Source organism: Roseivirga seohaensis subsp. aquiponti (assembly GCF_001267955.1).
In the GTDB taxonomy this organism is placed as follows: Bacteria; Bacteroidota; Bacteroidia; order Cytophagales; family Cyclobacteriaceae; genus Roseivirga; species Roseivirga seohaensis.
In genome coordinates this window covers 96829-110160 of the sequence record NZ_JSVA01000009.1, presented here as the reverse complement: position 1 = coordinate 110160, position 13332 = coordinate 96829, and the positions used below count along the sequence as shown (strand labels likewise).

The 13332-nt window shown below is 36.7% G+C and carries 15 protein-coding genes and 1 riboswitch; of the genes, 7 read left to right on the top strand and 8 right to left on the bottom strand.

Annotated elements, in window-relative coordinates; genetic code table 11:
• Positions 1-4: 4 nt before the first annotated feature.
• Positions 5-202, bottom strand: a riboswitch (cobalamin riboswitch).
• Positions 203-319: 117 nt separating this feature from the next.
• From OB69_RS09140 to OB69_RS09110, 7 genes are all read right to left on the bottom strand, one after another.
• Entirely contained in the window at positions 320-985 is a 666-nt protein-coding gene (locus tag OB69_RS09140) for an FKBP-type peptidyl-prolyl cis-trans isomerase (protein WP_053223417.1), read from the bottom strand.
• Between the two features lie 106 nt (positions 986-1091).
• Positions 1092-2819: a DUF885 family protein gene (locus OB69_RS09135; RefSeq protein ID WP_053223416.1), complete on the bottom strand. Its 1728-nt coding sequence runs from the start codon at positions 2817-2819 to the stop codon at positions 1092-1094.
• Between the two features lie 105 nt (positions 2820-2924).
• Positions 2925-3836 (bottom strand): CPBP family glutamic-type intramembrane protease, encoded by a 912-nt coding sequence (locus OB69_RS09130; protein WP_053223415.1) that lies wholly within the window; start codon positions 3834-3836, stop codon positions 2925-2927.
• A gap of 127 nt (positions 3837-3963) precedes the next feature.
• Positions 3964-4509, bottom strand: coding sequence for a lipid-binding SYLF domain-containing protein (locus tag OB69_RS09125; protein ID WP_053223414.1), 546 nt, complete (start codon positions 4507-4509; stop codon positions 3964-3966).
• A gap of 60 nt (positions 4510-4569) precedes the next feature.
• Positions 4570-5220: an AlbA family DNA-binding domain-containing protein gene (locus tag OB69_RS09120; RefSeq protein WP_053223413.1), complete on the bottom strand. Its 651-nt coding sequence runs from the start codon at positions 5218-5220 to the stop codon at positions 4570-4572.
• 350 nt (positions 5221-5570) lie between these two features.
• The gene (locus OB69_RS09115; RefSeq protein WP_157608530.1) at positions 5571-6536 is read right to left on the bottom strand and encodes a tetratricopeptide repeat protein; all 966 of its coding nucleotides are present in this window, start codon (positions 6534-6536) and stop codon (positions 5571-5573) included.
• A 66-nt stretch (positions 6537-6602) separates the two neighbouring features.
• On the bottom strand, positions 6603-7142 hold the full coding sequence (locus tag OB69_RS09110; RefSeq protein ID WP_053223411.1) for an RNA polymerase sigma factor: 540 nt from the start codon (positions 7140-7142) through the stop codon (positions 6603-6605).
• Between the two features lie 299 nt (positions 7143-7441).
• Here OB69_RS09110 and OB69_RS09105 point away from each other — a divergent pair, with 299 nt between their 5' ends.
• The 4 genes from OB69_RS09105 to rpiB all read left to right on the top strand — a co-directional run bounded on the left by OB69_RS09105 (position 7442) and on the right by rpiB (position 10515).
• The gene (locus tag OB69_RS09105) at positions 7442-7885 is read left to right on the top strand and encodes a response regulator (protein WP_053223410.1); all 444 of its coding nucleotides are present in this window, start codon (positions 7442-7444) and stop codon (positions 7883-7885) included.
• A gap of 99 nt (positions 7886-7984) precedes the next feature.
• Complete coding sequence (glyA, locus tag OB69_RS09100) at positions 7985-9259, top strand: serine hydroxymethyltransferase (protein WP_053223493.1); 1275 nt, start codon at positions 7985-7987, stop codon at positions 9257-9259.
• A 4-nt stretch (positions 9260-9263) separates the two neighbouring features.
• On the top strand, positions 9264-10082 hold the full coding sequence (gene tatC, locus OB69_RS09095) for a twin-arginine translocase subunit TatC (RefSeq protein WP_053223409.1): 819 nt from the start codon (positions 9264-9266) through the stop codon (positions 10080-10082).
• Between the two features lies 1 nt (position 10083).
• Positions 10084-10515 carry a ribose 5-phosphate isomerase B gene (gene rpiB, locus OB69_RS09090; protein ID WP_185096892.1) on the top strand — a complete coding sequence of 144 codons (432 nt, stop codon included), beginning with the start codon at positions 10084-10086 and terminating at the stop codon, positions 10513-10515.
• A 14-nt stretch (positions 10516-10529) separates the two neighbouring features.
• On the opposite strand, the gene OB69_RS18805 is transcribed toward rpiB, so the two are convergent.
• Positions 10530-11171, bottom strand: coding sequence for a hypothetical protein (locus OB69_RS18805; RefSeq protein ID WP_221404868.1), 642 nt, complete (start codon positions 11169-11171; stop codon positions 10530-10532).
• Positions 11172-11301: 130 nt separating this feature from the next.
• On the opposite strand from OB69_RS18805, the gene OB69_RS18800 reads away from it, so the two are divergent.
• The 3 genes from OB69_RS18800 to OB69_RS09075 all read left to right on the top strand — a co-directional run bounded on the left by OB69_RS18800 (position 11302) and on the right by OB69_RS09075 (position 13278).
• Positions 11302-11460, top strand: coding sequence for a hypothetical protein (locus OB69_RS18800; protein WP_157608527.1), 159 nt, complete (start codon positions 11302-11304; stop codon positions 11458-11460).
• 207 nt (positions 11461-11667) lie between these two features.
• The gene (rbfA, locus tag OB69_RS09080) at positions 11668-12048 is read left to right on the top strand and encodes a 30S ribosome-binding factor RbfA (protein WP_053223406.1); all 381 of its coding nucleotides are present in this window, start codon (positions 11668-11670) and stop codon (positions 12046-12048) included.
• 3 nt (positions 12049-12051) lie between these two features.
• Positions 12052-13278 (top strand): ABC transporter permease, encoded by a 1227-nt coding sequence (locus OB69_RS09075; RefSeq protein WP_071426752.1) that lies wholly within the window; start codon positions 12052-12054, stop codon positions 13276-13278.
• The last annotated feature ends 54 nt before the right edge of the window (positions 13279-13332 follow it).

The window sequence follows — 13332 nt, the reverse complement described above, 5'->3', positions numbered from 1 at the left end:
GGTTTAGTTGAACTTTGCAATGGCAGGTCTTCTGACTTTCCTAGTGTGTTGCGCCTTCCCATTTCAAATTCTGAAACAGTGGCAAAGTGCAACACACTTTTTTGTAGGATTACAGCAGCTGGGACTGTCCGGGATTTACACCCGATTCCCTTTTAATTCCGAAAACCGAAGCTTTCAGGAAACCCTTGCGGTAGCACAAATGTAGAGAATTAAATTTTGAATGGACGAATGAAGATGAAAATATTGATTTCTAGCCTAACACAACAAAAAAGCCCTCTCAATTATTGAGAAGGCTTTCAAAGTCTTAATTTTCAAAGAACTACTTAATATCAAGCAATTCTATTTCGAATATTAAAGCAGCATTTGGAGGGATTGCACCGCTAATACCTCTTTCGCCATATGCTAAGTTAGATGGGATATACAATTCCATTTTACCACCTAGTTTCATCAATTGAAGACCTTCGATCCACCCTTGGATGAACTGGCCTACGGGGTAGGTAAGTGGTTCACCACCCACTGAGCTATCGAATACATTACCATCCAAAAGTTTACCTGTATAGTGAATAGTTACCGTATCTTCTGCTTTAGGAGACGCACCCGTTCCTTCTTGAATAACTTTGTACTGTAGGCCACTAGCCGTGGTTTGTACACCAGGTTTTGTTGCATTTTCGGCTAAAAAAGCTTCACTTTCATTTTTCATTCCTTCCATTGCTCTCTGTTGGTCTGCAATAAGAATTTCTTGGCATTGCTCTAAAGAAAGTTGCGCAGTATCTGCCAAGGCTTCTTTAACTGCTGCTGCAACCATGTCAGCATCTAGGGTTTTGTTTTGTTGCTTTAGCATTTCTGCAATTTGAACACCGTAAGCATAGCTAAGACTATCTTGCTGGGTTTTCATTTGGGCAATCGGCATAGTACCATTGTCACTGCTACATCCAATGGCAGTGGCCAAAAGAATTACCACACCAATAGAAAGTATGTTTTTCATAATCGTTTAGTTTTTAAAGTCAGGCGCAAAGGTAAAAATTAAATACACCTTTAATAATCAAGCTATAAACTCGTTTAGAAATTGGCTTAAGGATAATTTGAAAAGGTTATTTATTATAGAACATCCAGCTACTTTTAAAATCTTTCTTTAACCGCTGATTGGTTAATATAGCTCGTACCATTTCAACAGGCATACTGTTTTCTTTTAAAACGGCATCGTGAAACTCTTTAATGGTCATTTTACCGCTATCTACTAACTCTTTTTTAAGCTCATAAAACTGGAGGCCACCTGTCATATACGCCAATTGATAAAGTGGACCGTAATTACCTTCAAAAGAACGCCTCACTTCTCCTTCTGCATTGGCGCGTTCATGTCCCACCCTATCTACTAAAAAGTCGATACACTGCTGGGGTGTCCATTCACCTAAGTGATAGTTAAGTGAAAAGATAATACGGGCGGAACGGTGCATTCTCCAGAAAAGCATGCCTATACGGTCTTCTGGCGACTGAGGGAAGTCCATATCCCAAAGTAAAAGCTCCCAATAAAGTGCCCAACCTTCCGTCCAAAAAGGAGTGCCATATGAACGGTATTCCTTGTTTCGGTTATTCATAAATCCTTGAAGATGATGGCCAGCGATTAGTTCATGGTGAACGGTGGCTCGAGAGAAATGAGGGTTGTTGCCTCGCATGCTCATCAGTTTATCTTCGTGATTCATTTCATCCGTTGGATAAGAAATCTGAAGTGTTTCTCCACCCAAAAAGAAAGGGCTGATTAACTGTCTTGCTGGCGATATCATGCTCATTCTCCAGGTTTCTTCTGCAATTGGTGGAATGGTGAGTAGGTTGTTCTTCTTCAGAAAATCTACTGACTCATTGTACAGTTTCAGCATGGCTTCTGGTTGGTGCCCCTCAGGTACGAATGACATTTTCACCTTTTCTTGGGCGGCTCTCCAGTCATTGCCAAAGCCCATTTCTCTTGAAGCCTTTAGTAATTCGGCATCTGCCCAAGCAAACTCTTTATTGGCGATTTCTACCAATTGTTCAGGTGAATAAGGTATCATCTCATACTTTAACTGCCGAATCAATTCCTCTCTTCCAATAGGGTTACCTATAATTCCACTGCCGTCATCTTTAGGCAAAGTAGATTTATCAACTTGGGCACTGAGTACTTTTGAGTAGTCATCTAGGGCCTTATCTAATACTTCATATGGTTTTGTAACCCACCAAGTAAATTGCGGATCGTAGCCTTTGTAAAAATCATAAACACTATTGAGTGCGCGTTTTTGGCCTCGTATTGTTCGTTCTGCTCTACGGGTTAGTTCTCTAGAAAAAGTTGGATTCTCTTTTTTTAATTCGTCAGTAGCCACTTTTAGCTTTTTAGCGATGTCGTTCAAGTCAGCAGCTACTTTTTCGCTATCCAGGTGCAATCCTCTTCTCCGTTTCTTTTCTAGTTCATAGAGATATTCAGCAGGGTTAATCCATTTTTTTAGCTGGGTTACTTCTTTTTCTTCTTCTGATAAATCAAATAAGTTTTCTTCTATATATCGCTTTTGAAGTAGATAGTCCACTTGACCACCAGTTGACAGTTTATTGAAATTGAATTTCTCAAGCTTCGAGAGCTGATCTTTAAAAAAATTTTCGAAACGTAACCTTCTTTCTGGGGAGTTTTCAATAGAGTAGAAGCGAGATAGGCTTCCGTAATCTGCTCTTAGGTTTACCGAAAAATCGTATAATTCGGTAACTCCTGATTGATTGTCGGGCTGTTGAGCAATAGTTAAGTGCCCAGAAGTTAAAAATAGAGAAGCGATAAAAAATAACTTTGATAGCTTTTTCATTTGTAGAACGAGTTTAATCAAAAAGTAAAAATAGAAGAGAAAACCGAAGTTCATCTATGAAGTTGCTGTGATTGTCAGTTGGCCTGATGAATGGTTTCTTTCTAGCTATTTTAGATTGTTTTCAGGCTTCTTGGCTAGGGTTATTAATTCTTCGCTTTGTAAGACCTCAAAGAAATCTTGGTAAAATATTGTATCATACTTAGAGGTGTACTTCAAGTTGAATCTAAAAAATGGTGCATTAATTAGAAAATTGTCTGCACTTTTTCCTTTGTCAGCTATTTCTAAATATTTTAATAGGCCTTCAATATCCTGACCTTCAAGAGTTATCTGCTCCCTGTTTATATTCGTTTTGCTTGGTATTCCATCATAATAAGGAACTTGCTCATAACTGAGTATACCATGTTTAGTTTCTTTAACTATCTTTTTGCCAAAAGGAAATTGAAGAGCAAAAAACAAAGTGCTCAACAGCACAAAATTCCAGCTCATATGAAAATAAATGGCATTTCGTAGTTTAAAGTTTAAGCAAATCCAGTTGCAGATTAGGCCTGAACCTAATTGAATAAAGGTTAAGAAAGTGTCAGTATTCAGTCCAAACTCTCCCTCACTTAAATGTACTAAAGCAAATAATACTGAATTAAGAATAATATATGTAGGTAAGTATTTTGGTTGACTTAAGCGGCCTGTTCTGGCTAAAAGAATGACCATAATCAAGGCTATGCCTAAGGTGAAATTGAGCCACTGGGAATACTGACTAATCGTTACCAGAATGATGGCAATAAGACTAACAATTTTGATTGTGTTATTTGTAGAGTGCTGTCCTCTAAAAGTTACTTCCTCCAGAATTGGTGCAAAAAGGACCGCTATAAAAAAGAAGAGCTCAAAGCTAAATCCGCCAAAATTTTCAGGAGTAATGTTTTCTGAAGAGGTAATAAGAATTATTAGGCCTAAGGCTAATGATATGACGCCTGTTTTTAGTATCCAATTGAAATTCCGCTGAGAAAATATTTGCTTTATCAATATTGTAGAATTAATCTACCAAAGTAAATGAAAAATATTATAAACTCTAGTTTACAATAAGGTAATAAAAAAGGCTTACTGTTCTCTAGTAAACCTTTCAATAGCTTCAACAATTTTTAGTCAGATACTACTTCATTTCATTTTCTGAAACGAACTTAAATTTCTGTCCTCCAATAGAAGCTTCATACATTAATCCGCCTTTGGCTTGGGTAAAAACCGCTACACCATCGGTATAACTTGCGTCTGCCGATATACCAGATTTTAATGCAACTGCGGAAACTTGAGCTGCAAACTGGTATTTATTATTGATAAAACGGTTGAAGCTGTCCGCATCTTCGAAAAAAATGATTTCACTGTATTCTTGACCCCCAAACTGGAAGCCAACAGTGATTTGGGTCATGTTGGATCCGCCAATCATTTCACCTTGTTTAAAAACTACACCTTTTCCTGCTGCGCCACCAATACCGATACCGCCTTTTCCAATAGACGGAAAAACTGCATAACCAAATGAGTTTTCAAAGAAGGTTTCTAGGCTATTGTCTGCTTTTTTGAACTCAGTTATGGTCTTGTTAGCCTTTTTTATGTCGTATTTTTCTTTGTTTTGGGCATTCACTTGCATCGAAAAACATAGGCCTATTGTTATAAATGTCACTATTAAACTTTTGATTCTCATAATACTATTTGTTTTATCGATCCCTACTAATCAACCGTTCTTCCAAAGTTCTATAAATTGTTATTTTCTGAAGTACAAGTCTTGACCTTCTTCAGGTTGAATTTCCAGTACATTTGCGAGTACTAATTTTATCAATGTCCGTGAAGCAATAAATTTGGATAGATTGGCTGCTTGAGCGTAATTTTTGAGCGTAATGTTTTGGTTAGACTCTAAAAGCTCCATTAATTTTCTTTCCTTCTCTCCAAATGTAAATTGAGTATCCTTTTCTTTTATGCGTCTTCTTAAAATTTCACGCATTTCTTTGCTTGCCTGTAAACTTTGTTCACCAGCCCTAACGTAAGCTTTCCCTGTTTTGGTATTTAAATTTTCTTTAAGGTGTAAAGGTAATTTCTTGCCTCGTTCAATTTCAAAAACTGCTATTCCTTTTTTCTCATTTAGTTTAATAATTTGTAAAGCATATTCTAGTTTGGGCCAAATGAGGTTTCGAATTGCTTGTTCTAATACATATACTTCTCCTTCAATATCGCGAGTTCCTGATACAGTGCCGTCATCATCTACACCTAATAGAAGAACTCCTCCTTGGGTGTTAGCAAATGCGACTAACTCTTTGGCTATTTTATCAGGAAAGTTGGCCTTTTTCTTAAATTCAAGGTGAACGCCTTCGCCCTTTTTGGCAAGCTCACTTATCCTTCGGATGCTCCAATTTACCATACTTATTAAATAATACAGTTTTTTCTCTGACCGTGTTTTATATGCTGAGAGAAAAAGAAACCTTACTTTATAACTAACTGTTCAAATTGATGAGCCAAATTTATAATAGCAATACTCAATTCAGGTTTCTTCCTTATTTGATTCAACAGAAGCGGATAGAGGTTTTTAGTTGGTTCAATAATATAAAAAGGAGTTGAGAGGCAATGTTTTTCTATGGAGCTCTAGAACACTTTGCTTGATTAAGCTCAATTTAGTTTTAGTTGGAGCAAGGCTTTTAAAAACAAAAAGCGTCTCAAAATTATTGAGACGCTTTAAAGTGTGTGTATATGTGTGTATATGGAATTCTAAAATTATCCTAGTAAGAAAGCGTACCCTTTTTTACCTTTTTTACCTTTAGTAAGAACGATACACTGGATAACATCACCTTCTTTAAGGTTATCTATTGGTTTATCGTTAAAGAAGTCAAATGCCTCTCCGTTTGAGTTCATCACAACACCAAACTGAACTTGGCGTTTATCAACGAATGAGCCATCTGGAGCATCCCAGTCTGTTCCAAGCTCTGGGTCTGGTCTCTTCGTAGCTTCTACTACTACAACCGTCTCTGGATCAATTTCACCAAAACTTTTAAATCCGAATTTTTCTTTCAGTATTTCAAGGCTCTGTTCTTTATAAGATTCACCTTTAACGCTTAAGTCAACAAGGTTAGATAGAGCTTCATCTGTTGATCCATTTTTCAAAAGTGTTAAAGCCAAATACCATTGTGCTTGATCTGTATATTTTGAATAATTATTCAATACAACATTTAGATCGTTAATAGCAGCATCTAAATTTCCTGTTTCAATATGAGAGATGCCTAAATAAAAATAATTGTCAGCATTTTTCTCAGTTTCAACTAATTGAGTAAGACCTCTTTCGGCTTCTTCATAACTACCTAAATCATAAGCATAGTAAGCCCTATTTTTTAAGTCTGTAAGGTCGACAGCTGAACCTCTTTCAATACCTGAAGCTACGTTAGTATATGCTTCATAGTATTCACCGAAGATTTTAGAGCCATCAACTTCTGATGTACCGCTAAAGAGACCGAAGTAACTTAGTGATACTATCAAAAGCAAAGTTGCTGCAATTGAAATGTACTTCTTCATAGTAGTGTGGGTTTTAGTTATTTGTAGTGATTGAATTGAGGCTTCTTGGTTTTTTAAAGATTGAAGTACTTTTGATTTTACTTCTTCTCTTGTAATATTCTTTATGAGTTTTACTTCTTGAAATTCCAATTGGAATTCAGGATCACTTTTTAACCTATCATCAAAATCCAGCATCTCGTTGGTGTCGAGGTTGCCATTCAAATAAGCGTCAATTAAATCTAAATTCTCCTTCATTGGAATTTACTCTATTAGTTTCTTTATTCTTTGAATACACTTGTATTTCAAATTTCTAACTGTATTTCCACTACTATATCCCATAATTTCAGCAATCTCATCAGCTGAAAGTTTGTTAAAATAGAACAGTTCTAAAATTCGCTTACAAGGATCTCCCATTGAGCGTATGACTTCACTAATCTTGTCGTATTTTTCAATTTTTTCAATTTCAAATTCGTCTTCATCAAGTATTAGATCATCATCATTAAATTTCCCTTGAAAAGTGATTTTGGTCTTTTTCCTTAAATCACCAAGTAATTTATTTTTTCCAATGGAATAAAGGTATGTTTTGATCCCAGCAGCATTCATTTCCTCAAAACTACCATCTACAACGTTCTCGTAGAAAGATAATATAGCATACTGATAGATATCAACAGCTTGTTCCTCTGAACAGTTATGAGTGTTTGTGATGTACGTGATAAAGCTTTGCCTATATTCAGAGTAAATCTGTTCTAGTGCTTGCTGGTCACCACGCTTTAGCCTCACGATAAGACTGCTTTCGCTCATGCCTTCTCTTATTAATGATTTAGAACTCCAAATGTCACCCTTGTAAAGTGATTTTTTTTTAATTTTTTTTAAAACCCCAATTTTTTGACTGAATTTAGGTAAATAACCGATCTTAGAGGTTCTGTATTCTGACCCTAAGAACTATAACTTTTTTCGATTTTAAAGTGATTTTTTTTGAAAATTTGAAATTAGTAGTTTTTGAAGGGTGACATTTGCCTTGTTAAATCATTAAAGTTAAAAGAGACACATTGCAATTGAAAGGGACATCATACTATTTGATTGATGATAAGATTCATCTCATGGAGGACAGTTTTTCCAATGAGCCTTCATTTATTGTTAATCAATCGGATCAAAAATTACTTGATGGAATCAATATCTTAGTTGTTGATGACAATCCTATAAATCTAACCGTGGCAGACAAAACTCTTGCCAAGTTTGGAGGTACTTCTTTCAAGTGTCTTAGTGCTGAGGATTCTGTTCTGGCTTTCAAATCAAAGCCTATCCATTTAATTTTAATGGATTTACATATGCCTGGCATTAATGGATTTGAGGCCACCAAACTAATTAGAGAAACAGAAGAGTTTAAAAACAATCCAATTCCGATACTTGCATACACCACCTATAGCTACAATGATGTTAAAGCTGAAATTGAAGCTTGCGGAATGAGTGGGTATATCGGAAAGCCATTTACGCATATTCAGGTAATTGACACCATACTAGAGGCTGTTGGTGTTCAGAAATAACATTCTTTCCTCTTTCTTTTTTTATATTGACTCACAAGGGTACCTTGGTTGGTAATTAGAACTTGTTACCCTATTTTTGGCGAAAACTACACCATAGCCATGCAAAGAGACCAACTCATTTTCGATCTTATTAAAAAAGAACGTCACAGACAAACCGAAGGGCTTGAATTAATTGCCTCAGAAAACTATGTATCTGATCAAGTTATGGAAGCCATGGGGTCAGTGCTTACTAATAAATATGCCGAGGGACTACCTGGTAAGAGATATTATGGTGGCTGTGAAGTTGTAGATGAAGTTGAGTCGCTAGCGATTTCTAGAATCAAGGAATTATTTGGAGCAGAATGGGCGAATGTGCAACCACACTCAGGAGCCCAAGCCAATGCGGCTGTAATGTTAGCATGTTTAAAAGCAGGAGATAGAATCCTTGGTTTTGATTTGTCTCATGGTGGTCACCTCACTCATGGTTCACCTGTAAATTTTTCAGGAAAATTATATCAGCCATCTTTTTATGGAGTTGAACAGGAAACTGGTTTAATTGATTGGGATAAAGTTGAAACCACTGCAATTGAACAAAAACCGCAAATGATTATTTGTGGTGCTTCTGCATACAGTAGAGACTGGGATTACAAACGTCTTCGTGAAATTGCTGATAAAGTTGGAGCTCTTCTTTTGGCAGATATTTCACATCCATCAGGCTTAATTGCTAGAGGAATTTTAAACGATCCATTAGAGCATTGTCATATCGTAACCACCACCACACACAAAACTCTTAGAGGACCAAGAGGCGGTTTGATTATGATGGGTAAGGATTTTGAAAACCCTTGGGGTTTGACAACTCCTAAAGGAGAGCCTAGAATGATGTCTCAATTACTGGATTCAGGAGTTTTCCCAGGTACTCAAGGTGGCCCATTAGAGCATGTAATTGCAGCCAAAGCCGTTTCTTTCGGTGAAGCATTGAGCGACCAATACATGGATTATATTCTTCAAGTGAAGAAAAATGCTCATGTAATGGCAAAAGCCTTTGTTGATTCTGGGTATAAGATTATTTCTGGTGGTACTGATAACCACATGATGTTGATTGACCTAAGAAGCAAAGGGCTTACTGGAAAAATAGCCGAGGCTACTCTTGGCAAAGCAGACATCACGATAAACAAAAACATGGTTCCATTCGATGACAAATCGCCATTTGTGACATCGGGAATGAGAATTGGTACGGCTGCAATTACCTCTCGAGGTTTAATTGAGTCGGATATGGAACGAATTGTTAAGATGATTGATCATGCGCTTTTGAACCATGATAATGATTCGAAATTGAGTGCAATTCGCTCCGAGGTAAATTCATGGATGCGAGATTTCCCACTTTTTCAGGCTTAATTAATTGGCACTAGATCAGTTAGATGATAAAACAGAGATGGGCTTTTTAGACCATCTCGAAGAGTTAAGGTGGCACTTGGTGCGATCGGTGATTGCTGTTTTTGTTTTCGCGCTCTTGGCTTATATTTCAACTGACTTTGTTTGGGGTACTGTTATTTTGGGCCCTACTCAACCTGACTTTTGGACTTATCGGAAATTGTGCGAGTTGGGAGAAATGATTGGCTCTCCTCAGCTTTGTATTGACTCCATTCCAATTTCTTTTCAGAATAGAGAAATGGCTGGGCAGTTCATGATGGACATCATGTCATCGGCCGTAATAGGTTTGATATTGGGTTTTCCCTATGTGTTTTGGGAGCTTTGGAGGTTCATTAAGCCTGGCTTGAAAAGTAATGAAAAGAACGCTTCAAGAGGTGCTGTTGCTGTAGTGTCTTTTCTTTTTATTCTGGGTGTATCGTTTGGGTATTTCATCATAACTCCTTTATCGATTAACTTCCTAGCCAATTACCGATTGTCAGAGTTAATCGAGAACAATATCGATATAAAGTCGATTGTAAGCATGTTAACAATGCTTACCTTGGCTTGTGGGCTTATGTTTCAACTACCTGTAGTATCTCACTTTCTGTCTAAAGCAGGATTGGTTACTCCAGCACTAATGAAGAGGTATAGAAAACACGCTTTGGTGGTTATTCTTATACTTTCTGCGGTGCTTACTCCGCCCGATGTCATGAGTCAAATTTTAATTGCACTGCCAATTACCTTGCTTTACGAGGTGAGTATTATAGTATCGAGAAGAGTAGAAAAGAAAAGTCAGAAAAATCAATAGAATGAAAAACATAGGAATAGGTGGAGACCACGCAGGGTTTGAATACAAAAATGAAATTATAACTTACTTGGAAGGTTTAGGCTTTAAGGTTACTGATTTTGGACCTAACTCAACAGATTCGGTAGATTACCCTGACTACATTCATCCAATGGCTTCTAAAGTTGAAGCTGGTGAACTAGACTTAGGTATTGCCATTTGCGGAAGTGGAAATGGAGTATGCATGACAGCCAACAAGCACCAAGGAATCAGAGCTGCTTTAACGTGGAATTCGGAACTGGCCGCGTTAGCTCGCCAACACAATAATGCAAATGTGATTTGTATTCCTGCTCGATTTGTAGATTTAGATTTAGCTAAAGAAATGGTAAAGGTGTTTCTCGAAACCGATTTCGAAGGTGGTCGTCACCAAAAAAGGGTTGACAAAATCAATTGCTAGCTAACTTCTCAAGGTCAAAGAGTAAACAAAAAAGTTATTGATGAAGTAGCCAAAAATAGAAACACGAGGTCTGCTACCCATCGTTTTGCTCTGGTTAACAAAAATTGACTTGAAAAGAAAGTTAATGGAATTGCTAGTGTTTGAACCGTTAAAAGGGTCATTTGATTGTCTAACCTGAGAATGACCAATGCAAAAATTAGCATCCACAACATCATTCTTTGAATTAAGATTTGATGATTAGTAAGGCCAGCGCCTTGAAAGCTTTGGGCACCAGATAAAACAGTTAAAAATAAGGGCAAGCCAAAAATTAATAAGATATTATTCAGTACTGTTCCATCTACTACGTTTATTCTGAACAAGCCCGAAAAGTAATTTCCAATAAAGGCAGCGCCTTGTTGAAAGCACAAATAATAAATCCAGAAGATTAGAAAACTGAAAATGAAGCCATAAGTCATTAAGAAATATCTTCTAACCAAGGTGCCCGAATAAACTACATAAATAAGGATCGTAAAAATCAGGAAGATAGAATAAGGAGCATAGCACAATGCGCCTAAGCCCAGTAAAAAACCTGTGGTTAAAATATTCTCTTCAGAGCCTCTAAACTTTAAGTGAATAAGAATTTTATCAGTAGCCAATAGTAAAAACGTATTGGCCATTAAGGCTGGGCTCAAGTATAGAAACTCTTTAGATGAGCTTAAAATTATAGCGTAAAGTATACCAGGTAAATAAGTATTATCTTCAAAAGCTGCATTCCGTTGTAGTGTAGTATTAAATATAACTGCTTGTATGAATACGAGTATGGCGGATACTATTACCGATGCAACTACTGAACTATTGAATAAAAGGACCAGCAATCCAGAGAAAAAAGTGTATAAAGGCCCAGCCGAAATGGAATTGGATATTACTGTGCCGGGATTTTCGTTAAAGGCAGTGCCTAGTAAGTAAGAACTATTCAAAATAGTCGACTCTTCTAAGCCTATAATAAGTAAAATAACTCTTGTTATGATCAAGAAGGCAGCTATAAACAATAGCAGGTACGGATCGTTTTTTCTGAAGAATTGAAGCAATTTGGTCGTAGTTACTATGAGTTGGTAAAATAAGCCAAAAAAAGCACAGGAAGGAAAATAGATAAATTAATAAGATATTTGCAGCATGACCCAAAGTAAAAGACAGCTTAAGTTTTCTAAACTCGTTCAAAAAGAGATAAGCGAAATATTTCAGAAAGAATATTCAGCTAAATTTATTGGCTCATTGGTTACGGTTTCAGATGTAAGCATGAGCCCAGACCTTGGTTTGGCAAGAATTTACCTCAGTATTTTTCCTGTTAAATCTGCTGAAAAAATTATGGAAGAAATAGAAGCTGCTAAAAGCAAAATTAGAGGCAGCTTAGGAAAACGTATCGGAAAAGAAGTAAGAATCATTCCTCATATTGCTTTCCATGTCGACAGTACTGCGGAAGAGGCTGAGAAAATGGATCAAATTATCAACAAACTGAATATTCCTCCTGCTAACAATAACGATACTGAAGAATAAATTTTGAATCTCTCCAGTTTCATAGCAAAGCGTTATTTCGCTTCAAAGAAAAAAAAGAACTTTATACAGGTACTTTCGTGGATTTCTGTAATTGGAGTTGCGATAGGTACAGCCGCACTTATTGTTGTGCTCTCCGTTTTTAATGGTCTTCAGGATTTTGTTCGGTCCGTTTATAATTCCTTTGATGCACCTCTAACCATTCAGGCCTCGGTAGGTAAATCCTTTGAGATGACTCCTGAGTTACGCGCTAAAGTAGAATCCATAGAAGGAGTAAACATAGTTACCGAAGTAATTGAAGATAATGCGCTAATTCTTTTTCAAGACCAACAAGTTGTGGCTAAAATCAAAGGTGTAGATAGCAACTATACCTCTGTAAATCGGTTAGATACTTTCTTGGTTAGAGGGAAAATGAAACTGAAGGAAGGTGATATCAACTATGCAATTTTAGGAACAGGCGTAGCCTACAATTTGAGCCTGCGAATTGATGTGAATTCCTATGGAATGCAAATTGTCTATCCTAAAAAGCTCAGACCAGGAATGCCTGTTACCAATAATTCAATTACCCGAAAAAGCATAGTGCCTGCTGCTATCTTTAACATTGAACCTGTTTATAACGAAAGCTATGTGTTTGTTCCGTTGAGTTTTGCTCAAGACTTAATGGATTATGAGAACAAACGGACTTCCATAGAACTATACCTCGATGAAGGAGTAAGCATAAATAAAATTAAAGAAGAAGTTTCAAATAGACTCGGTAATGAATTTGAAGTATTGGATAGTGATGAACTTCACTCTAGTTTGCTAAAAGCCATAAAAATTGAAAAGCTTTTTGCCTACATCACACTATCATTTATAATGGCCATTGCTTCGTTCAATATCTTTTTTACCCTTTCAATGTTGGCCATAGAAAAAAAGAGAGACATTTCTGTGCTTTACTCCTTTGGAGCTACGTCTCAGTTTATTCGACAAATTTTCCTGAAACAAGGCAGTATCATTTCACTTGTAGGATCTGTAATAGGCTTACTTGCAGGCTTAGCGCTTTGCCTTTTACAGCAGAAGTTCGGCCTAGTCAGTATGGGAATGCAAAGTGCTGTTATGAATGCCTATCCCGTTAAATTAGAGGTAACCGATTTTATAATGGTGGGTGTTAGCATTTTTCTTATTACCATTTTAATATCCTATCGTCCTGCAATTATTGCCTCTCGAGTTGAAACCGTTAAAAATTTGAATTGATTTTCAGTTAATTAAATTTTTTGATTGGTTTTTTGTTCGTTTTCGGCCATTCCT